Below are 22,236 nucleotides of genomic sequence, written 5' to 3'. Positions count from 1 at the left end.
GCATCTGAAGTGATGCAGCCGAAAACGCATTCTTTCGCACCAGAAAGAAGCGAAGGCGTAGCCGTACGTATGCAAGGCGTATCGAAGTGGTACGGAAGATTCCAGGTACTACGAGACGTCAATCTGGATGTGAGCTTCGGAGAAAAAATCGTCATTTGCGGCCCCTCAGGATCAGGCAAATCGACGCTGATACGCTGCATTAATCAGTTGGAGACGCACCAGCAAGGCCACATTTTCGTCGATTGCAACGAAATGCACGTGAAGATGCGGGGCCTGCCTAGCCTTCGACGCGAAGTCGGAATGGTATTTCAGCAGTTCAATCTGTTCCCGCATCTGACAGTTATCGATAATTGCACGCTGGCTTTGATGCGCACACGCAAGATGAAACGGTCGGAAGCGGAGGACGTCGCCATGATGAATCTCACGCGCGTTCGAATCGCCGACCAGGCGAAAAAGCATCCCAGCCAGCTGTCGGGAGGTCAGCAGCAGCGTGTGGCCATTGCCCGAGCACTGTGCATGAAACCCAGAATCATGCTTTTCGATGAGCCCACTTCGGCACTCGACCCCGAGATGATCAAGGAGGTTCTTGACGTCATGATCAACCTGGCCAACGATGGCATGACGATGATCTGCGTGACCCACGAAATGGGTTTCGCCCGGCAGGTCGCAGACCGGGTCGTCTTCATGGACAGTGGCCAGATTCTCGAATGCGCGGCGCCCGAGGCGTTCTTCGGCGCGCCCGAACATGCCAGAGCGCAGAAGTTTCTCAGCCAGTTGTCGCATGCATAAAGGAGCGTTCCAGTTTGTCCATGTTGTGTTGGTTCGAGAGCATGTGACATTTGGTCTGGAGTTGCATTAATCCTTGAGCACTGAAGAGCCTGCTATGGGCGCACTCGTGATGCGCCCAGGTAGGGAGGCTCGCTCCATGCGTCCTCGGCCGAACAATGTTTGCAGCGTTGTATGAGCTTAGAACTACTAAGAGGCGAAGTACTACTTTGGGGTCTAAATGAAAAAGAAACTTCTTGCGGCATCGATTTCGGCCGGTCTGGCGATATCAGCACATGCACAAAGCTCAGTCACCCTGTACGGGCTCGTCGACGAAGGGTTTGACTTCACCAACAACTCGTCCGGCAGCAAAGCGTATGAGTTGCAAAGTGGCTATGTCCAAGGTAGTCGCTGGGGCCTGAAAGGCGTCGAGGATCTGGGAGGACAACTGAAGGCGGTGTTTCAGATAGAGAACGGGTTCGACGTGAACACCGGCCGTCTGGGCCAGGGCGGCCTGATGTTTGGGCGACAAGCGTTCGTGGGGCTCTCCAGTCCAACGCTGGGTAAGCTGACGCTTGGGCGTCAATACGATTCTGTAGTCGACTATTTCGCCAACACCACAGCGAATGGTTCATGGGCGGGCTATCTTTTCTCCCACCCTTACGACAATGACAACGCCGATGGCACGTTCCGAGTGAACAACACGGTCAAGTACACTAGCCTGGTCTACGGCGGCTTCCAGTTCGGCGGAACATACAGCTTCTCGAATGACGTTAACTTCGCGAACAACCGTCAGTACAGTATCGGAGCCCAATATTCCACTGACAGCCTTCTGATCGCGGCTTCGTATTCCCAGGCGAACAATCCCTCAGCAACGGCATACGGCGCCGTCAATAACGGCGGAGACGAGAACTTCGTCGCAGACCGGGTTCGCATCTTCGGTGTCGGTATCAACTACACGATCGGCAGTGCAACGCTGGGGGTTGCTTACTCAAACACGGATGTCAAGAATCCGGTGTCGTCGGGTTACGTTGGCCCTATCGCCCCGACCGGCGGGAGCGCATCGAGCCTGCGGTTCCAAAACATTGAGCTGAACGCCAAGTATCAGTTCACGCCCGCATTCTATCTTGGAGCGTTGTACACCTATACCCGCGCGACACTGCACACGGCCGCCGGTGAGAGTAATCCCAACTACCAGACAATCGGTCTCATGGCTGATTACTTTCTTTCGAAGCGGACTGACGTCTACCTCCAGGGTGCCTACCAGCACGTCGGTGGTGATACGACCGGTTCTGTCTTAGACGTTGCATACGTACCGGGCGCGAATGGTGTCTCGTCGACTCAGAATCAGCTAGTGGTCCGCGCCGCAATACGCCATAAGTTCTAAAAGTCTTCGTGGCTCGATGTGGCGCATGCTCGACTGTTAGCCGCCGCGGCTGTTCTCGAACGCCTGCGGTGGCTAGTCGAAAATGAAGCTTTGTGCGGACATGCGCTAGCGGCCGAGTGCCGGGAAGCGCGTGAGCGACGGGAGGCGACTGCCCATGATGTGCTCGCTTTCTGAGGTTGACATTCTAGGTATGCCAGGTACACTTTACAGTGTATGCTCGGAGCACTCTGATAGTGCGAAGGAGTCGCAAGTCCGGCCAACGCACCGTGTTCGAGAAGGCACGAATCGGTGCGAGGCATCGTCGGGGCTGCTTGCACGATGCGCTACGGTACGACGGCGCGCTATGGATCCTTCGAAAACTCTTTCCACGCGGACGACGACGCGGAGCAAAGATCACTTGCGTCTTTCAGTTACATGGTTCTCTATTGTGAGCAGACGTCATGCTTGAAACACACGAAAAATCCGGCGGCATGTCTTGGACCGCTATTCCCTACCGGACGGACGCAGGATTCGGCGCACGGGCGCAGATTGGCATGGTTGTGATCGACTGCGATCAAACGCTGTCCCACGAAGCACGTGCCATGTTGGCAATCCCCGGTGTGGCGCTTTTTGAAAGCCGGATCTCGTCGTCGCCGGACGAGGAGAGTCAGCCGATATCGGAAGACCTTCTGGCGGACACGTTCGACGGCATCGAGGTGGCACTTCGCCAAATCAACTCTCGGCTCGCTTCAGATGTCGTGGCGCTTGGTTGTACGTCGGCAGCGGTGGTAATCGGTCCCGAGAACCTGAAGCGTTGCGTACGCGCTATTCACCCGAAGGCGGAGGTGACGGATCCTTTCACCGGGATCCTTTCAGGTCTGCGTGCTCTTGGCTCTGCTCGGGTTGGCTTTATATCGCCATACCCGAAAGAAGTCGCCAATATTGCGATTGAAAAAATTGAAGAGGCGGGATTTCAGGTGAGTGCCGTGGGCGAATTTGACAATGGCCATGGCACCGTCAGAGATGATGCACCGTTTATCTCGCCGGATAGCATTGCAGATGCGGTGCGGCAGATTGTCAGAAGTTCGGACGTGGACACTATCGTTATCTCGTGCACGCAGATGCGGGCAGCCACCATCATCGAGGATCTGGAAACGGAGACCGGCAAGGCGATTGTCACATCCAATCAGGCGCTATGTTGGCATGCGCTGCGTCTTTCGGGGTGTGAGGACCTTGTACCCGGCTGGGGACGCTTGTTCCGGACCGCCATTTGATGAAGGGCGACCGGGGTCGGGACGCCGCGGCCGGCAGTCCATGTCTGTCAGTAATTCGCGGACTTCAATAGATCATCCGAAGGTATTCCATTGTTTGGAATCGACAGGAGTTGGATAAGCATGAAGACGATAGACTTGAAGCGGCGCATGGTAATGCTCGGACTGGCATTCGCAGTTGCGACAACGACGATGGTGCCCGCTGCTAACGCGCAGACGCTGAAAAAAAAGGTATCTGAAGAGGGCGAGCTCACGATCGGGATTGCAAACACGTGGCCTTGGGGAGTGGACAGTAAGTCAGGTGAAGTTTCGGGCATCTATCCTGACGTGATTGAAGCAGTGGTCAGTACGATGGGGGTTAAGAAAGTTGATTTCGTCGTCATGGATTGGGGCGCTCTCATCCCCAGTCTTCTGGCAAGAAGGATCGACGTTGTCGCCGCAGGCCTATACATTACGCCGGCGCGGTGTGAGCAAGTTATCTTTTCCCATCCGGTCGACTCCAGTGGCGTCACTGCTATGGTGAAGAAGGACAGTCCCTTGGATATCCATGGGTTTGATGGAATCGCAAAGAATCCTCAGATTCGAGTAGGCGATATTCGTGGCGACTCCACAACGGCCGATGCAGTCGCGGCGGGTATTTCAAAAGAACGCATTCAGATGTATCAGGACAATACCGCTGGTATCGCCGCTCTGCAGGGAGGCCGGATTGATGCCTTGTTGCTGTCCAGCGGAACCGTGGCCGGGCTCCTCAGAGACCCCAACCTCGGTGGACTGGAGCGTGCTGTGCCATTCAAAGGACTCGTCGTGAATGGGCGAGAGAAGAAGGACTCTGGCGGGATTGCCTTTCGGCCTGAAGACACTGAGTTTCGCGACCTGTTCAACAAAAGCCTGGCACAGAACGAGTCCAACGGTACCATCAAAAAGATCATGCTGAGCTATGGCCTCACGGCGGAAGACGTGGCTCCGAAGGGCCTTACGGTGAAGGATTTCTGCGGGCAGTTCTACCGATAGTGTGGCCGGTTTCCGCCAGCTTTAGCAGTGGTCGATCTGCAAACGTTAGTAAGCAAGTTCGCCGGTTGCAGATCGAGACTAACGGCCGTCGCATCGTGATTGCGATCGCCCGCGAGTGCGGCAACCAGGCGCTGCACGCGGGCAACGCGACTACTCTTGAGAAGCCGGGTCCGCTGCGGGCGACAAATTTCGCGAATTGCGATTTCCTGGAGCGTGGACACGCCGTCAGAAACCGGTGCGCGACCTGCTCGATGTCTTCGCAAGGTGCCTGGTTTTTCGTCTAGTCTCCACAGTCCGCTCGAGGAGCGGTGCACTAATTTTCTCTTGACGCATGTAGGAAGTGAAATGACTGACCAGGTTTTTGAACCGTCGACAATGTGTGTGCATAGGGAACTGGCGCAGATAGAAGGCTTCCGGAGCTTTTCCACGCCAGTGTACCGCGCGTCAACGATTGTTTTCCCGGACGCACAAAGCTACCGTGAACGCGGCCTTCGATTCCCAGATGGATACAGCTACGGTCTCATGGGAACCCCGACAACTCGGGCGCTCGAGGGCCAGCTCACGCAACTCGCGGGCGGCGTTAGGTCCGTCCTGGTACCGTCTGGGCAGGCTGCAATAACCGTAGTGATGCTGACCCTGCTTTCCCAGGGCGACCATGTTCTTATTCCCGATAACATCTATCCGCCCGTCAAGCAGTTCGCGCAGGAGGTACTAGCGCGCTATGGTGTGGCGTTTGATGTTTACGATCCCATGAACTTGCAGTCGCTTTGTGATTTGGTAAAAAGCGGCCAGACCAAACTTATTTGGATGGAGGCACCCGGTTCCACCACGATGGAGGTCTGCGACATGCGGTCCATCGTGCGAGTTGCAAAGGAATGCGGCGCGTTGACAGCTTGCGACAACACATGGGCAACCTCGCTATTCTGCAAGCCTTTATCCTTTGGCGTCGACATCGTCGCTGAAGCGCTAACGAAGTATGTAGGCGGACATTCGGACTTGCTGCTTGGCGCGCTGAGTTTTGCATCGATGGATGTTTACGTGAAAGTGCGCGAGCAACTGGCGAACCTGGGGGTAGGCGTATCGCCAGATGACTGCTCTCTCGCCTTGCGCGGCATCGAAACCATGCCTGTGCGTCTGGCACATGTAGGGTCGATCGCGCTCGACTTTGCCCAACGGCTAAGCAGCCACCGCAGCGTCGCTCGCGTCATTCACCCCGCGTTTCCCGAGTCTCCGGGGCACGAGTTCTGGCGGCGAGACTTCCATGGAAGTACGGGCGTCTTTACGATTGAGCTCCGGTCGCGAGACGCCTCTCTTGTCGACCGCGCACTTGGTTCTCTTGAGCTGTTCGCCATTGGCGCCTCGTGGGGGGGGACTCGTAGCCTCCTGGCGCCAATGTCGCTTGATGGTCTACGCAACTACGGGTCTGACAATCCGGATGCGATCTACTTGCGCATCAGCATCGGACTAGAAAGCCCCGTGGACCTTTGGCGCGACATTGAGCGGATGTTGACATTCTTGTCGTCCTGATTAATCGAAAAAAATCACCCCGTACCCTACGGTAGTGGTTTGGACGAGCTAGGGGAGTTACCGACGCGCACCATCGCATAGCTTAAAGACGCAGATTTTGGTGGGGCCACGCAACGTTGCTACACGGCATGGGCTCCTGTAAACCACAGGGCAGCTTCCGCGCGCGTCGAATCAAGATGTGGGTTTCCCGGGACAAGGCGAAAAGAGCGCGAGCCGAGCGAAGCGGTGGGACAGTTCTCATTCGACATCTTAATACTACTGTGTCATATAAGTAGTTGCGCGGTCTGTTACCGTACAGGAAGAATGCCATCGTTGCATGAGCTTTAGTCCAAGCAGGATGCGCAACGTGGAAATGGAATCAGGAACGTGACGCTGAGCGCGCTGGACTGCCCCGGGGGATGTAATCCGGGGGAAGAGCAGGCAGCGCGCGTTCGGGGAAGTTTTTTTTATCGCGCTCATCCGAGCGCATTCTGAGTCGCTGAGCCATCAGAAACCCATATGCGGCGATACTCAGTGTGGCGTGGTGGTGAAAGCCACGCCAGCCTCGCCCTTCGTAATGACCGAGCCCGAACTCCTGTTTCAGGTCCTGATAGTCGCGCTCGATGCGCCAGCGCATTTTGGTCACGAACACAAGCTGCTCAAGTGTCGCCTCCCCGGGGGCAGTAGTGAGAAAATATTTGAGCGGCTCCGTATCGCCATCAGGCCATTCAACAAGCAACCATTCTTCGTCGCGAACGGTGCTTCGCCAATAGTCGCGATGTGCGGGACGAACCCGTACGGCGGCAAAGCGCGAGGAAAGTGCTGCGTTGCTGCCTTCCCGCCAGGTTACGGATTGCCAGGCGTTCATGGGTAATTGCATGGCTAGTTCCTTCACCACGAGCGGTTTATGGCCGGGCGCACGGCGCAACAATTTCGGTGGCTTGCCGCGCCCGCTCCAGGGCTTGGGCGGAAGCGGCGCCGTACCTGGCGCCCATACAGAGGTGCCCGGCCGGATCCCTACCGCGTACAACAAACCCAATTCAGTTACGCCATCCCGGAATGCGGTTTCGTCGCCATACCCGGCGTCGGCCAGTACGATGCCCGGCGCAACGCCGGATGCTACAGCCTCGCGAAGCTGGGCCAGCGCAATCTGTGGCTTGGTCTGAAAAGCCAGATCGTCGGGAATGCCAGCGCGACAGGCACGTTCCCGGTCCCCAATCCATTCCTTGGGGACATACAGTTGCCAGGCAACCGGCAGGCTGCCGCGTTGCGTCGCGATCGACAGGCTCACTGCAACCTGACATTTGTCTTGCTTTCCGAGCTGCCCACAGTACTGACGTGCCACCCCGACCGAATGACGCCCCTTCTTTGGAAAACCGGTGTCGTCAATAATCCAGTAATAACCGCTTTCTTCAGCAGCGTGTGTGTCTAATGCGGGCATCACCCATTCGCGTACCTGCTGCAGGACCGCACGGTCAGACCAGTCTGCCTTGGCCACAAAGTGGTGGAGTGACTGGTGCTTCGCACTCGCGTGAAGCGGGTCAATGTGCGCGGCCATCGGCTCGACGCTCTTGCGCGACAGCGGCAACACCAGACCTGAACAGTAACCCTTGAGGCCGGCATGACGATCGGCGTGCCCTAACGATTGCCCCAGATGATTCAGATACGCGTCAAATTCGTCGACATCTTCTCTCATCGCGATCGCCCGAAGTCTGTATTATTCAATACTACCAGGTATCGCTTCGCTGCAAATATTTCTTTGTGACACAGTAGTATTAAGAAGCTGTTGCGAAATTAAGTTCTGGGGCTGTTAACTTTTCTGGCTTGGTGTTAACTTTCTGTCTTGTTTTGCCTGACAGGAAGCGATGCCTAAAGAACTCATAGACGACGAACTGTGGTCACTCATCGAACCACTTCTGCCTGCGCGAGCACCTCGCAATCGGCAATATGCGGGGCGCAAGCCAACACCCGACCGCGCGGTACTGACAGGCATCGTGTTCGTACTGCGCTCAGGCATCGCGGGAATCTCCTGCCGCAGGAGATGGGGTGCGGCTCAGGCACTGCCTGTTGGCGACGGCTCGTCGCATGGCAGGAAGCAGGCGTCTGGATCCCACGGACCGGCGCAAGCTCGGCAGCAAACACCACCTCATCGTCGACGCGCAAGGCATCCCGCTCGCGGTCATCCTGAGTGCAGCGAACCGCCACGACATTACCCAACTCAATGCGCTGGTTGAGGCAATTCCGCACATCAGAGGCAAGCGGGGGCACCCCTTGCATAAACCACAAATCGTTCAGGGCGACCGGGGCTACAGTTCCGAACCACATCGGCAACGTTTGAGAGAACGCGGCATCACGCCGGTGCTCGCAAATTGGCTCGCCCCGTGGAAGTGGTCTCGGCAAAACGCGCTGGCCAGTCGAGCGTTCGATTGCATGGCTTCACTCGTTTCGACGCCTGAAAATTCGCTACGAACGTTATGCCCATATCCATGAAGCCTTCCTGTCTCTGGCTTGTGCCTTAATTTGCTGGACACGTCTCAAGCCACTGTTTAACTAATTTCGCAACAGCTTCTAATACTACAGCCGTAGATTTTTCATTATACTTATATGAATAAGGACTACTACACGTTAAGGCTATGCATTCGACTGCAAAAGCGTGGGAGCGTGAACTGGAGGTACTGCACCAGCGGCTCGGGGAACTGTTCAGGCGTCCGGAGCCCCGACAGCGGTCGCTCGCATACCTGAAGGGCCTGCTGGGTACAGTCGAGCGCAAGAACGGCTGGCAACTCGCCGAATGGATCGGCGAAGCGACACCCGATGGCGTACAGCACCTGCTGGAGCGGGCGCAATGGGACGCGGATGCCGCTCGCGATGTGCTGCGTAGCTATGTAGTGGAAGAACTGGGCGAGCGTGACGCGGTGCTGATTGTGGACGAGACCGGCTTCCTCAAGAAGGGACAGCATTCGGCCGGTGTTCAACGCCAGTACAGTGGCACGGCAGGTCGTATCGAGAACAGCCAGATCGGCGTGTTCCTCTGCTATGCCGGTCGTGGCGGCAGTGCGTTCATCGACCGCGAACTGTATGTACCCAAGGTGTGGACCGATGACCGGGTGCGCTGCGAGGCAGCGGGCATTCCCGGGTCGGTGGAATTCGCAACGAAGCCACAGCTTGCGCGTCGTATGCTTGAGCGGGCGCTGGACGCAGGGGTGCCGTGCGGCTGGGTCACGGGGGATGAAGTCTACGGCGGTGACCGTCACCTGCGGCTGTGGCTCGAGTCGCGCGGCCAGTCTTTCGTGCTGGCCGTTGCGAAGAACGAACCCCTATGGTGGAAAGGTCCAGAGTACGTACGGGCAGACCGGATCGCCGAGGCCCTGCCGGCAAGGGCATGGCGCCGCCTGTCAGCGGGTGCCGGCGCCAAGGGCGAGCGCCTGTATGACTGGGCGCTGACTCCGCTGTAGCGCTTGCAGATCACCGAAGAGGAGCGTCGCTTCGGGCATTACCTGCTGGTGCGACGCAGCCTGGACGAGGAACGCGAACATGCGTATTACGTCGTATACGCGCCGCGCAGCAAGGCCACACGGCAAACCCTGGTGAACGTGGCGGGCCGCAGGTGGGAAATCGAGACCGGCTTCGAGGCGACCAAAGGCGAATGCGGACTCGATCAGTATGAGGTGCGCCGATGGCAGGGCTGGTATCGCCACATCACGCTGGCTCTGCTGGCCCATGCGGTACTCGTCACCCTGCGGGTGCACGGCAAAAAAAACACCTGAAGGTTTGGTGCCGCTCAGCGTGCAGGAGATCCGCCGGCTGCTCTGTCGCATCCTGTGGCGCGGCGCCCACTCTATCGCGTACGTGTTGTCCTGGTCGGCATGGCGGCGCCGACACCAGTACCGCGCCCAGCAGTGCCACTACCGAAGACGAGGATGTGTGCCTCCAGTTTACCCAGATCTACGGCTGTAGTACTAAGTATTTGCTGCACTCTGCGAATTACTGTAACTAGCCGATGTCGTCCTACCTCGCCGCTTCGATGTCTGGACTGGAAGCCATCTTCGAAACCAAAAAAGCGCGGTCCGGAACCTTCAACGCCCTTCCCGACGACGCGGGGTGGCTGTTTCATCGTCGGCCGCTTCACTAACTGGGCACCAACGCAGTTATTGACAGCAATATTGTCGATGATATAGTTGGCATACTAGGCATATTAAGAAAGCTCTTGCGCAGGCGTTATCAACGGAGAATCAACGAAATGTCCACAGCTTCAACCGCTTCAACGGTTTCGACAGTCGGCCTCCTGGCCCGCTATGTGTGCAACTTGAAGGCAGCCGACATTTTCGGCGCGGACAAGCACCGCGCCGCACTGTGTGTCCTCGACACCCTGGCCGCTGCTGCCGCCGCGCTCCATTCGCCGAGTGTGGTCGCGGCGCGTGAGGCCACCATCGATCTGTTCGGGAAGGGAGAAGTGGCCATCTGGTTTGACGGCAGACGTACAACCGCGGCCGGTGCGATTTTTGCCAACAGTTCTGCTGCGGCTTTCCTCGATATGGACGATGGGCAGATCGAGGCTTGGGGACATCCGGCCGCAGCGGTAATTCCCGTGGTCCTGGCTCTTGCCGCCGAGACCGGAGCGTCCGCAGACGACGTCCTCGCTGCAATCGTTGTCGGCTACGAGGTCGGAACCCGGATAAAGGCCGCACGTGGCAGTCACGGGCAGCCACTTGAGCACGGCCAGACCGGCGTCTGGACCGGCTTCTGTGTGGCCGCTGCGGCGGGCTGGCTACTCAAGCGTTCTCCTGAACAGCTGGCAAACGGCCTGGCGTTGTCGGGCGTTTATAGCCCTAATCTGATCGCTACGGGATACACCCGCCAATTCGGAGGAGATGTACAGGAAGGGCTCCCTTGGAGCACCGTGGCGGGCTATTCCTCGTTGATCTTGGGCAAGCTGGGGCATATCGGCTTTGCCGACATTTTCGATCACTTACCCTTTTACAACTCCCGGCGCATCCTCAGAGGGTTAGGTGAGGAGGAGATGAAGATTAACGGGAACTATTTCAAGCCGTACGCGACATGCCGACATTTCCACGGCGCGCTCAAGGCACTTGAAACGTTGGTCTCCCAACATGACATTAAGCCGGCTGAAATTACCGCAATCAGGGTCAACATATTCGAATATGCGCTGAAGCTGTCCAACAAGACGCGCCCAGAAAATCTCTCCGATATCCAGTACAGCATTCCCTTCTGCATCGCTGTCATGGCTATGTTGGGCGCCGAAGCGCTCATGCCAATCGACGAGTCGTTGATCGGTCGAGAAGATATTTGCGCGCTTGCCGAAAAGGTTGAAATCGTCCCGAACGCCGAATTCAGCGCCCAACATGCCTACGCGTATCAACACCTGCCGCAGCCGGACGAAGGATCACATCCGGACTTTGAGTTCAATAGCGTAGACGTTGTAACCACCAGAGGAACGTACTCGTCGCCCAGGGTAACGCCTCCCTATGGCCCGGACGCGCCGATGTCGGTGGATGAACTGAAGGGCAAGTTCCGGATGGCAACGCGCTATGTACTGGATCACAGGGAGCAAGAAGACTTGCTCCATGCTTTCGCAAGTCTCCTGAACGGCGAAATCGCGCCATTGCTCGAGGTGACGGCCAGACCGGTAGCCAAATAGGCCTTTAACGGCGTGGTCCGAAAGATAAGTGCGGCGGGTGCCATGGAGCTCGCCGCTCAATTTACTTTGAGATAGCTAGATTCTGGCCATGAGAAAAATGGTTGTCGAATCAGCGACTCAGCGCATGGATCAAGTGAAAATGTCCAGACCCGAGCCCAATAACAGCGAGATGGAAACAGCGAATTCCGATGAGAAGAGGCCGTCTTTGGGGGTCATCATGCTGGATCCCGACGACTTACCCGATAAACGGTCGGACAACGCCTATAACGCCGTCGTGATGCCGTTCATGGTGGACGACCCGACATTGTGGCCAGTGCCGCTGCGCAAGACCGTCGCCGAGGGTGCGGATGCCGTATCCAACAAGGTTCCGACTCCCGAGGCCGCCCGTGGCATCCTTCAAGCGGCTCGGCGGCTCGATGGACACACCGACCTCATTATCGGCAATTGCGGCTATATGTGGGCCTCCCGCAAACACCTTTACGGACAGACGTCGACGCCCCTGCTAACCAGCGCGCTTGAGTTTCTCGATCTTGCCCTGCGCATAACCAATCAGCCGGTCGGAATTATCACTTGGGACGCCACGCCACTCGTGCCTCTACTCGCTGATCAGCCCGGCTTTGAACGTCTTCGCTGCGTGAGTATCTGCGACCTACCGGATTGGGCGAGCTGGGGCTTAGATCCATGGGCCAACCAAGAACCATGCAGATGGAGCAAGGAGCGCATGGCCCAACAGTTAGCTGAGCGTTTGATCAAGGCGTTCGGCAAAGACGGGGTCTTGAATGATGTCGGCGTTTTGCTGCTGGAATGCACATTGGTCCCGGACTTCCGGAAGACCATCCGTGCGGTGACTTCTATTCCAGTGCTCGACCTTCTGCATTTCGCCAAAGCAGCTCTCGAGTAGTCTCACACGGAGGATCTGGCGCAGTCGGCAGCGATCAGGTCCAGCTCGTCTGAGTCAGAGGCTGTTTGATCACAGCCGATATTGCAGTCAGCATCTTTTATTATAAATGGCGGAGACACTGATATGAGAAGTACCCCTGTTCTAGTCCCTGCGCGGCTCACATTGCGCCAAAAGCACTTCCAAAACGCAGCCTGTTTTAAGTGAATCAGCTTAACCAAACCGTAAATATCGATCCATAAAGGAGCCGAGATGAAACATCTGGTGACCTCCGCCGTGCTTTGCTTGCTGGCGTCTTCTGCGTTTGCCACAGATACTCTGCGCTTCGGCATTGAGGCAGACTATCCGCCGTTTGAATATAAGCTACCAAGCGGGGAATTGACAGGCTTCGATATTGATATCGGCAATGCCGTTTGCGCGCGACTGCAGCTAAAATGCATGTGGGTTGAAAATTCGTTCGATGGGCTCATTCCGGCCTTGATGGCGAAGAAGTTCGACGCTATCAATTCGGGTATGTGGGATACCCCACAGCGCGAAAAAGCAATTGATTTTACATCTGTCATTTACGCGACCCCGATGCGTCTGGTGGCGCGCGCGGACAGTCATATCTTACCGAACGCAGAATCGCTCAAAGGCAAGCGCGTCGGGGTTCAGCAAGGCGGAACTCAGCAACTCTATGCAGAAGCGAAGTGGGCACCGAATGGCGCAATCATCGTCACATATCCGAGTCAAAGCGCGGTGTTCTCGGACTTGGCAGGTGGCCGAATTGATGCTGCTTTGCAATCACAGCAAAGCGCGGAGGATGGTTTCCTGAAAACGCCTGAAGGCAAAGGCTTTACCTTTGTTGGTCCAGGTCTGCTCGATGAGAAGATAAGTGGCCGTGGAGTGTCTTTCGGCGTCCGCAAGCAAGATCAGGTACTGAAAGTCCGTCTCAATGAGGCGATTGCCTCGTTGAAAAAGGATGGAACGCTCGATAAGATCGCAAAAAAGTACTTTCAATATCAGGTTGTCACGCCCTGACCGTCGTGCCATGGCTCGCGTGACTTCGCCCGGACTTCTCAAGTCTCCAAAGCACCGTTCTAAGAGCGAGATCTTACGGAAGCACGGGCGTGCCTGCGAGCAAACGTTAGACAGGTGAGGCGTCGGTCATTGATGATGCGTTGAGTTGAAATTTGTTTCGCCGGCTTCGCAGCGGGAGCTATCGCCACAGCCCAGCTGAAGTCGATCTTGCACGAATTCGGTGAAATGAATCAGTTAGAATAACGAAATATCCATCGGCGGATCAAGCTAGCCTGCTAGCGCGGCGCGGATGATCGGGCGCGTTTTGGCCACGTGAACTCCGGGTTGACTGGCTATTGTCGGGGGTTGATGCTCCCGATCCAGCGCAAGAGTGTCGACCCGCTGGCGGCGCATCCGGAACCTCAGCGCGTGAGCGCCCGGCATCAATCGCTTCATCACTTCGTCTCGAAGTCGGAATGCTCCGACGCGGAGTTATTTTGTTACGTCGCGCGCAGAATGGCAGGTCATTGCGCGATTGCCCCGTGTGCGACAAGGGCCACATGGTCCGCATCGAAGGCGGTGTGCCTGGCACCCTCTCTCCACCTGATCCCAGCCATGGACACTGGCCGGCATCAGCACCAGCCCCCAGCACGTTGGTCTTCCCCATGCAGCTGACGCAAACCGACTCGTTCTTTGCCGTCTTCGCACCATCACAATGTCGCGAAACTCCGCACTATCTGCTCGCTGACCCTCCCATTCTCACTGTCTTCGCGCGACCGGTTGTGTCAGACCACCCACATTTGGCGTGCGATGGCCACCCCTCGGGTACCGCAAATCACCGCGCCGTTCATTCAATGCCCACCATAGAAGTGAACGCTTGCGGAGCGGGTTAGCACAAGCGATTTTTATTTATCGCTCGCGGACCGATCTCGCCGGCTCCCAACATCCATCTGATGCCTCGACCGCTAAACAAAAAATCCTCTGCAACATGTGGCGCGATACCTATGACGCGTTGGAAATACGGTTGACGTGGGTTGACGAATGGTTGATATACCTAGTATTCTGCATTACACAAGCACGCGCAAGCTTTGACCTAGGTCGATTGGCGCACCATGCGATGCAATTCCAATGCGTCGGGTAAGACCGTCTGCCATTTGACCCGGAAGCTGGCTTGGAATGTCCTGATATCTGGCCTATTCAATTGTGAGGCGGTAATGAAAGCAGTTGTCCTGCTCCTGCTGGCGTCAGTGTTCTCGGTTTGTTCTTATGCAAATGATGTGTCAACCCTTCGATTCGGGGTGGATCCCACATATCCGCCATTCGAGTCCAAGGATGCAAGCGGCAAGCTGGCGGGGTTCGAGATCGACCTCGGTAACGAAATTTGCGCTCGCATCCACGCGAAGTGCGCCTGGGTTGAAAATGACTTCGATGGAATGATCCCTGGGCTCAAAGCACGAAAGTTCGATGCAATCATGTCGGGAATGACCGTAACCGCCCAACGCGCAGAACAGATTTCATTTAGCGATAAGCTTTGGAACTCCTCACTTCGCCTTGTGGCAAAAAAAGGTTCCACTGTATTGCCAACGCCCGAGGCACTGCGCGGAAAGTCGGTTGGCGTCCAGCAAGGTACAGTTGGAGAAACTTACGCGAAGAAGAATTGGGCGCCGAAAGGAGCGACAGTCGTCCCGTATCAGAATCAGAATCTCGTCTACGATGACTTGACGGTGGGGCGCCTTGACGGAGTGCTGATTGGCGACATCCAGGCGCAGCTCGGCTTCTTGGGAACGCCTCGTGGTGCTGGCTATGGATTTGTCGGCGACAAAATTGTCGATCCGTCCAGCTCGAAGGGGAATGCGATCGGTTTGCGCAAAGACGACGCAGCGCTCAGACAGAAAATCAACCAGGCGATCGCTGACGTGAGAAAGGACGGAACCTACGAGCGAATCGAGAAGAAATACTTTGCCTTCGATGTCTATGGAGATTGATGCAACCAGCGGCGATCGTGAATCTGCGACCGGAGTCATTTCGGTTCGAAGGCGATTCCGATTACCGCGCCGCGGGGCGCTTTGAATTCCGCTGAGTGCGAAGACCAGCCGGTCAGAAAACCTATGCGCGTTCGTGACTGATGTATGCGTTCGGCGGCCAGGATACCGGAGGCTAAGTTGTCGTTGAAATGTAGACATCTCAGGAGAGCCGTCGCCTAGGCGGCGGTGGGTTGAATCGGAGTTGGCACATGAATTGGCTGGGAATTCTTCATCTTGATACTGAGGACGCGGTATTGGAATCGTCAGCCGAACTTGAAGCGCGTCACGCTGTGATGCCGTTCAGCGTAGGGGAACCATCGTTTTGGAGGGTGCCATTCCTCAACGCGATAGCGACCGGTGCGGAGCCTCACGGAAACAAGCTGCCGACTGACGCGGCCAGCCGTGGGATCGTGGATGCAGTGCGGCGGCTCGACGGTAAGGTTCAACTAATCATCGGTAACTGCGGGTTCATGTGGGCGTCGCGCAACCTTCCTTACCGGACGGCGTCGGCGGCAACGATCACTAGCGGGCTCGAGTTCCTCGATCTCGCTCTGCGCATCACCGGGCGTTCCGTTGGAGTTATCACCTGGGGCGTTCGGGCACTCGATAGGTTGCTGAGTGGTCCCCCGAACTCGAACGTGTACGCCTTCTGGCTGTTGCCCAGCTACCAGAGTGGCAGAAGTCATGGACCAATCGGGAACCTGCCGATTGGACGCAGGAGCGCATGGCCGACGAACTCGCAGAGCGATTGTCGTAAGCGTTCGGCGAGGGCGGAGTGCTTAGTGACATAAACGTACTGATACTTGAATGCACGCTCGTACCGGACTTCCGCAACGTCATTCGTCGATTCACGGCCGTCCCCATTTTCGATCTTCTTCAATTAGCGAAGGCCGCCTTGGAGTAGGTCGACACAGTATTCCGGGAACGCTTGCCAAATGACCTACCTGACTCGGGCCAAAAACTGTCGCGTTCTCGGTGACTTCGGATTCACGATAAGGTTGTCTGTCTGAAAGCCTTGCTAGGTGCACTTCTGATGCTAGAAATGACTGTCTACGTAGATCTGAACTTGCGTTCGCTGCCCGCAGTCGCCGTGCAGCGCGGATTGACGTGCAGAAGCACCGCAAGCGCGCACGTTGAGAAGGCCTACTTCGACGCGCTCCAGATTCCGTCGGTGGCCGACACCGATCCGGAAGTCGCGTGGCCGGCAAGGCCGAAAAGCAGTGCAAGGCCGATGGCATCGAGTACGCCAAGGCCGTGTTCCCGGGGGCGGCATCGGGCCGCGCGATCTCGAATGGCCGCGGCCAGGGTTTCACGAGGCTGATGCTCGACGAGTAACCCATCGCGTGATCGCGGCGGGATCACGGGCCTGGATGCGGGGGAGCTCATCAGCGAAGTGTGCCTCGCGGTCGGGATGGACCCGGACGTGGAAGACATCGGCAAGACGATCCATCCGCACCTGACGCTCGGCGAATCGATCGGGATGGCCGCCGAGCTGTACGAGGGCGTTTGTACCGATTTGCCGTGGAAGCGAAAAAGGGCAAGTCGGAAGTAAATCGAGGCCTGCGTGGATCTGTCGACTGCGCGTTGCAGCGAGCCGGTCACTACCTTCGATCGTCAGGATCGCCGTACCGTAACCTTCAAAAGCGATGAGGAAGCTATGACGATTGTGGGAATGTCGTTGAGAAATATGGTGGAGGACTGGTTGGCGCCCGACCCGAAGAGAGGGTTTCGGGTCAGCCACTACGGACGATCCAGCAGGGGACGATATGTGTGCGTCGTCGCAGACAACGGAAGCGGGTCTAAGGCGATGTTCTTTTTTCGACACCGAATCGGAAAATGGTGCATTTTCCCACCCGATCCAGAGAGACCTGCCATGCGCATCGCTGAAGTTTCGTATGCCCGAGACTCACGGTGAAACTAAACGTTAGGCCGAACGCTCGGAGCATGCTCGGCGCCACCGACGATGCGCCAGGGACTTTCTTCGTGTGCTGTGGGTGAGCGTCGTTGATGGCGATCAGTTTTTCCACGTCCTGATTCGTGGTTGCGTGGCCGGTTCGCTGCGATCATCGAACACGTGTCGATCGGGAACCGGTAAATGCGTGTTCCGCGCCACGCGTGGCTACGCGGCGTGCAGCGAAGGGTACTGTGGACGTTTAGCATACCGAGGTGATTATGGCATCCAAAAATCCTGCTTACGAGCTGAGCAGATCCGCGTCGATCCGGCCTACCGGGCAGGAGGGCGATGATAGTAAGTGCGACGCGTGCAAGGAGAGTTTCGATGATCAGCGACAGACGGAAGATCGTCCACGTTCTTACCAGTGGTCGATGCCCACACGAACCGACGCGCAGGCGGAGCCTGCCGGATCGGTCGGGGAGCTCTGCGTCGTCGCCACGATCGTAAATCTGCGCGAGATCGAGCAGGTGTATGGCGAGACGACTGCACTTGGCGTGCGGCATGCCGTCTATGAGCGGGCCCGGGCGCTCTCACGATCAGGGAGGGCTACCGTTGCAACAACCGGTGCGCATATCGTTTTTATCTTCGACCTGTCCTACCTGTCCTACAAGGGCGACGCGTCGGAGCAGTTATGCGGGCCCATCATCGAGCACCGGGTAGTCAAGGTACTTGGCGCGCACGTCGTACCACTGGGAGACGCGGCCATCATGCCTGTAGTACGCGCGTCAGCGATGCGCTCCGGGTACCAGCCATTTCAGGATTTCATCGATGCGGCAAACCTGGCGACCGCGGGCCATCACTGGTGTGAGCGGTACAAGGCCGATATGGTGGTGGCTGCTACCGTCTTCGTGGCACTGGAGGAGAAAAGGCTTGATTTCGATCGGGAACCCGTCTGCGCGGCAGGCGATTCGCAAGATGTGACGTACTACGAGGTACTGCTTTGCGAGATAAGGAATGGCCAGCGCATCCGTATCGGTAGTCTCGTGGGGGCCATTGAGCGCCTGGGGATGGTGAGGCGGCTCGACGAATGGGTCGTCGACTCGACGATCGCCGCATTGCGCCGCAATCCTGCGCTTCGACTCGGCTGCAATGTGTCCGCGCATAGCGCCACACTCGATGCGTGGTGGACGCCCATCGCCTCACAGTTGCATGCAGACAGGCACCTTGCTTCTAGGCTGACGATCGAGATTACGGAAACAGCCGCAATGACTTCGACAACAGAGGAGGCGCGGAATTTCGTCAGGACGTTCCAGGCGCTGGGCTGCCAGATGGCACTGGATGACCTGGGGAAAGGCCACAACAATCTGATCGCCCTGATCGGGCTTGGCGTCGATATCGTCAAGATCGACCTGCGTTGCCTCCGACAGGAGGAAGGCGGCACCCGAAGTCCCCTAGGTCTGCGTCCGCTTATCCAGTTCGCGAAGACTTACGCGGCGAGCGTCATCGTCGAAGGCATCGAGACGGAGGACGACGCGCAACAGGCGCGAGAGTGCGGGGCGACGTGCCTTCAGGGCTATCTCTATTCAGGCCCTTCCGCACCAGACATTGGCGCGGAAAAACGTTGATGAAACGGGCTCACCGTTGGTGTTCGGCGAGGGTGTTAGCGCAGAGCCGACTATTGTCGGAATCGGCGGCTGACGTTTCGATATGCGCGTACCCGGTTATGAAGATGGGCCTCCGGGAAGATTCGATGTCACGCACGGCCGGAGGAGGGCGTGCATGCGGCTTGTTATTCGGTATTCGCTTTGCTTCAGAGTCCTGTTACCGATGAACAGTCGATCCTGGTGACGACCGTGATCGATACGTTGCGTGCGCATCCGGGCATGTCGCTAGGCTGTAACGTGTCGATTCAGAGTGCAGCGCTCGGCGGCTGGCGGTCGAAGGTGATCGAAACCCTTGCCGGGGAGCCTCAGGTCGCGGCACGGCTCGTCATCGAGTTGACGGAAAGCGCGCCGCTGACCGACATCGACGCAGTCGCGGACTTCGTCCGGGCGCTGCAACAGCTCGGATGTCGCGTCGCTCTCGATGACATCGGTGCAGGCTACAGTTCCGTGAGGAGTCTTATGGAACTGGGCGTGGACATTGCAAAAATCGATGGTGGATATCTGCATCGGGCCCGCTCGAACGGGTGCGCACGAGTGCATTTGGGTGCGCTGATCCATCTGGCGCGAACAAGCGCTTCGCATGTGGTGGACGAACGTGTCGAGGACGAGGAAGACCTGCACGTATCCCAGGCCTGTGGCGCGCATTGGGTTCAGGGATATCTCTTCGAGCCCATCTTCGCCGCTGGTTTGGCACAATCCGCGTCTGAGCCGGAACGGGACTGATGCGCGAGATGGAAGGTCCTGCGGGAGAAAGGAGTAAGCGTCTCGCCGTGGCCGTTCTGGCGTGCTGATTGAGGTTTTGGGTAGTTTGGTATCCACCAAATTATGGTGGGTACCAAAGTGGACAAGACATGGGGCGATGGCGCCGCAGACGGCGCAAATAAGCGGCCGAACTTTCCGACCGAGTTCAAACGGCAACTGGTTGAACAATCTCTCGAGCCGGGCGCGTCGGTGGCGTTGATCGCGCGCAGCAACGATATCAATGCAAACCCGTTGTTCAAATGGCGACGGCTTTATCTGGCAGGAGAGTACGGTTTGCCGACGCTGCCTGAGGGCGCGACGCCAAAGCGGGCACAGGAGGTGCCGTCGCTGTTGCCTGTGAATGTCGTCGCTGAGGCGGCAGAACATACGTCACCGATGGCAGTTGATGCGACACGGTCGCCAGAGAATCTTTGCGAGATCGAGTTCGACCGGGCACGCTTGAGGGTTTGCGGCAATGTGTCACCGGATATGCTGCGGCTGCTGATCCGGGAGCTATCCCGATGATCGGCTTGCCGGCAGGCACTCGCATCTGGATCGCCGCAGGCGTGACCGACATGCGTAGTGGTTTCCCGGCTCTTGCCGCGAAGGTGCAATCGGCACTCGAAGACAATCCGCTCGGCGGCGACGTGTTCATTTTTCGGGGACGTCGCGGCGATCTCGTAAAAATTCTATGGGCAACAGATGACGGACTATGGCTTCTTGCGAAGCGGCTTTCGCATGGACGGTTTATTTGGCCCCAGGCGGAGGGCGGCAAGATCTTCCTGACGTCGGCACAGCTGTCGATGTTGCTGGAAGGCATCGATTGGCGACAGCCCCGTCGCACGGCGGCATTATCGATGTTGTAAACTGCATCGAAGGCTCGTAAACTGCGGCACATGCCCGATCACGCGCCGCTTCCGCAAACCGTTGCCGAGCTCCACGCCCTGGTGCTCGAGCAGCAGGCATCGATCGCAAAGATGCAGCAGGAGATCGCCGAACGCGACCGGGAGATTGTCGAACGCGACCAGCAAATCGAACGCCTGAAAGCGCAGATCGACAAGCTCAGGCGCATGCACTTCGGTCGTAAATCCGAGCAGTTGGAGCGGCAGATCGATCGGCTCGAAACCCAACTCGAGGATCTGGCAGCCGGCAGCGGCGTTGCCGATGTTCGCCGTGCGCGCGCTCGTGCATCGAGCTGGCGTATCTGCAGCATCTCCGAAGGAAGCCTTGGCGCCCCATCTGCCACGCGAAGAGCACGAGCTCGAGCCCGATTCCATCTGCCCGAAGTGCAACAACGCCATGGAGTTGCTCGGCGAGGATGTGTCTGAGCAGCTCGCGCGCGTCACGGCGATGTTCAAGGTCATCCGCACGATCCGTCGCAAGCGGATCTGCACCGGTTGCGGCCATATCGCGCAACCTCCCATGCCGGGGCTGCCGATCGAGCGCAGCATCGCGCATCCGAGTTTGCTGGCCGAGATCATCGTGGCGAAGTATGCAAACCACACCCCGCTGTATCGGCAATCCGAGATCGCGGCGCGCGACGGCGTACGTCTCGATCGGGCCACCATGGCGCGCTGGGTCGGACAATGCGAAGAACTCTGCCGGCTGCTGACTGAAGCACTGCGCCGCTACACGATGGCGACTGCCAAGCTCCACGAGGACGACACGCCGATCCCGGTGCTCGCGCCTGGGAACAAGGGTTCTGGTGCAAATAGTGAATTTGACTCGGTTAGACTGGGGCCTTCGCAACCTCATCCTTCGATAATGCGCAAGCTGAAAAGCGTGGACGATCTGTTCTCGGGTCGTCACTTCAACCGCGAGGTGATCATTCAGTGCGTGCGCTGGTACCTGCGCTACAAGCTCAGCCTGCGTGATCTGGTTGAGATGATGGCCGAGCGCGGTTTGTCGTTGGTGCACACCACGATTATGCGTTGGGTGAACCGCTTCACGCCGGAGTTCGTCAAGCGCTGGAATCGTTTTGGCATGCCCGCAGGGCGGTCATGGCGTGTTGATGAAACCTACCTGAAGGTTCGTGGCAAATGGGTTTATCTGTACCGTGCGGTAGATCGAGCCGGCCAGACGGTGGACTTCATGCTCAGAGCGAAGCGCGACGTGGCCGCGGCCAAAGCCTTTTTCAGCAACGCAATCAAACATCAGGGCCAGCCGCCGGAGACGATCACGCTCGATGGATATGCCGCCTCACACCGGGCGGTGCGTGAGATGAAGACCGATGGCCTGCTGCCAGATGACACGAAGATCCGGTCCTCGAAGTACCTGAACAATCTGATCGAGCAGGACCATCGAAACGTCAAGTCAAGAACGAACGTAATGCTCGGCTTCAAACGATTCAGGAATGCCGTGACCACAATTTCCGGCATCGAACTGATGCATCGCATTCGCAAGGGACAGTTCCACTTCTCCATACTCGGGCTCAAAGA

16 protein-coding genes and 5 pseudogenes are annotated in these 22,236 nt (G+C 57.5%); 20 read left to right on the top strand and 1 reads right to left on the bottom strand.

Annotated elements, in window-relative coordinates; translation table 11 throughout:
• The first annotated feature begins 12 nt into the window (after positions 1-12).
• The 5 genes from B0G73_RS33690 to B0G73_RS33665 all read left to right on the top strand — a co-directional run bounded on the left by B0G73_RS33690 (position 13) and on the right by B0G73_RS33665 (position 5,940).
• Positions 13-789: an amino acid ABC transporter ATP-binding protein gene (locus tag B0G73_RS33690; protein ID WP_208328664.1), complete on the top strand. Its 777-nt coding sequence runs from the start codon at positions 13-15 to the stop codon at positions 787-789.
• 217 nt (positions 790-1,006) lie between these two features.
• The gene (locus tag B0G73_RS33685) at positions 1,007-2,152 is read left to right on the top strand and encodes a porin (RefSeq protein ID WP_106285446.1); all 1,146 of its coding nucleotides are present in this window, start codon (positions 1,007-1,009) and stop codon (positions 2,150-2,152) included.
• 440 nt (positions 2,153-2,592) lie between these two features.
• Positions 2,593-3,405, top strand: coding sequence for an Asp/Glu/hydantoin racemase (locus B0G73_RS33680; protein ID WP_106285445.1), 813 nt, complete (start codon positions 2,593-2,595; stop codon positions 3,403-3,405).
• A 120-nt stretch (positions 3,406-3,525) separates the two neighbouring features.
• Positions 3,526-4,413 (top strand): ectoine/hydroxyectoine ABC transporter substrate-binding protein EhuB, encoded by an 888-nt coding sequence (gene ehuB / locus B0G73_RS33675; RefSeq protein ID WP_106285444.1) that lies wholly within the window; start codon positions 3,526-3,528, stop codon positions 4,411-4,413.
• A 345-nt stretch (positions 4,414-4,758) separates the two neighbouring features.
• A complete protein-coding gene (locus B0G73_RS33665) occupies positions 4,759-5,940 on the top strand; it encodes a PLP-dependent aspartate aminotransferase family protein (RefSeq protein ID WP_208328657.1) in 1,182 nt (393 codons plus the stop codon).
• A gap of 358 nt (positions 5,941-6,298) precedes the next feature.
• Here the strand turns inward: B0G73_RS33665 and B0G73_RS33660 are convergent, their stop codons facing one another.
• Entirely contained in the window at positions 6,299-7,615 is a 1,317-nt protein-coding gene (locus tag B0G73_RS33660) for an IS701 family transposase (RefSeq protein WP_106285442.1), read from the bottom strand.
• A 169-nt stretch (positions 7,616-7,784) separates the two neighbouring features.
• Between B0G73_RS33660 and B0G73_RS33655 the strand changes: the two are divergent.
• The 15 genes and pseudogenes from B0G73_RS33655 to B0G73_RS33575 form a co-directional block, all read left to right on the top strand.
• Positions 7,785-8,473, top strand: a pseudogene (locus B0G73_RS33655) (IS5 family transposase).
• A gap of 79 nt (positions 8,474-8,552) precedes the next feature.
• Positions 8,553-9,677, top strand: a pseudogene (locus tag B0G73_RS33650) (IS701 family transposase); the annotation flags it as partial.
• 482 nt (positions 9,678-10,159) lie between these two features.
• Positions 10,160-11,578: an MmgE/PrpD family protein gene (locus B0G73_RS33645; protein ID WP_106285441.1), complete on the top strand. Its 1,419-nt coding sequence runs from the start codon at positions 10,160-10,162 to the stop codon at positions 11,576-11,578.
• A 124-nt stretch (positions 11,579-11,702) separates the two neighbouring features.
• Positions 11,703-12,479 (top strand): hypothetical protein, encoded by a 777-nt coding sequence (locus tag B0G73_RS33640; protein ID WP_243856930.1) that lies wholly within the window; start codon positions 11,703-11,705, stop codon positions 12,477-12,479.
• A 249-nt stretch (positions 12,480-12,728) separates the two neighbouring features.
• Positions 12,729-13,496, top strand: a complete 768-nt coding sequence (locus tag B0G73_RS33635; RefSeq protein WP_106285440.1) for an ABC transporter substrate-binding protein — start codon at positions 12,729-12,731, stop codon at positions 13,494-13,496.
• 312 nt (positions 13,497-13,808) lie between these two features.
• Positions 13,809-13,988: pseudogene (locus B0G73_RS33630) on the top strand (transposase); the annotation flags it as partial.
• 701 nt (positions 13,989-14,689) lie between these two features.
• Positions 14,690-15,460 (top strand): ABC transporter substrate-binding protein, encoded by a 771-nt coding sequence (locus tag B0G73_RS33620; protein WP_106285513.1) that lies wholly within the window; start codon positions 14,690-14,692, stop codon positions 15,458-15,460.
• A gap of 1,162 nt (positions 15,461-16,622) precedes the next feature.
• Positions 16,623-17,051, top strand: a pseudogene (locus B0G73_RS33610) (dihydrolipoyl dehydrogenase); the annotation flags it as partial.
• A gap of 773 nt (positions 17,052-17,824) precedes the next feature.
• Positions 17,825-19,018, top strand: coding sequence for an EAL domain-containing protein (locus tag B0G73_RS33600; RefSeq protein ID WP_181196705.1), 1,194 nt, complete (start codon positions 17,825-17,827; stop codon positions 19,016-19,018).
• Positions 19,019-19,246: 228 nt separating this feature from the next.
• Positions 19,247-19,780 (top strand): EAL domain-containing protein, encoded by a 534-nt coding sequence (locus B0G73_RS33595; RefSeq protein WP_134143978.1) that lies wholly within the window; start codon positions 19,247-19,249, stop codon positions 19,778-19,780.
• Positions 19,781-19,897: 117 nt separating this feature from the next.
• A complete protein-coding gene (locus B0G73_RS33590; protein ID WP_258194088.1) occupies positions 19,898-20,323 on the top strand; it encodes a transposase in 426 nt (141 codons plus the stop codon).
• Positions 20,320-20,664, top strand: coding sequence for an IS66 family insertion sequence element accessory protein TnpB (tnpB, locus tag B0G73_RS33585; RefSeq protein WP_106285434.1), 345 nt, complete (start codon positions 20,320-20,322; stop codon positions 20,662-20,664). Before B0G73_RS33590 ends, tnpB begins: the two co-directional genes overlap by 4 nt.
• 30 nt (positions 20,665-20,694) lie before the next feature.
• Positions 20,695-21,126 (top strand): transposase, encoded by a 432-nt coding sequence (locus B0G73_RS41490; protein ID WP_243856928.1) that lies wholly within the window; start codon positions 20,695-20,697, stop codon positions 21,124-21,126.
• Positions 21,098-21,436 (top strand): annotated as a pseudogene (locus B0G73_RS41485) (transposase); the annotation flags it as partial. The gene B0G73_RS41490 and the pseudogene B0G73_RS41485, both read left to right, overlap by 29 nt.
• Positions 21,437-21,571: 135 nt before the next feature.
• Positions 21,572-22,236, top strand: a 665-nt coding sequence (locus B0G73_RS33575) for an IS6 family transposase (protein WP_374957045.1), incomplete at its 3' end; no start/stop codon positions are given.

Source organism: Paraburkholderia sp. BL25I1N1, from assembly GCF_003002025.1.
Taxonomy (GTDB): domain Bacteria; phylum Pseudomonadota; class Gammaproteobacteria; order Burkholderiales; family Burkholderiaceae; genus Paraburkholderia.
The sequence above is the reverse complement of the archived record's forward strand: the minus strand, read 5'-3'. Positions and strand labels throughout refer to the sequence as shown.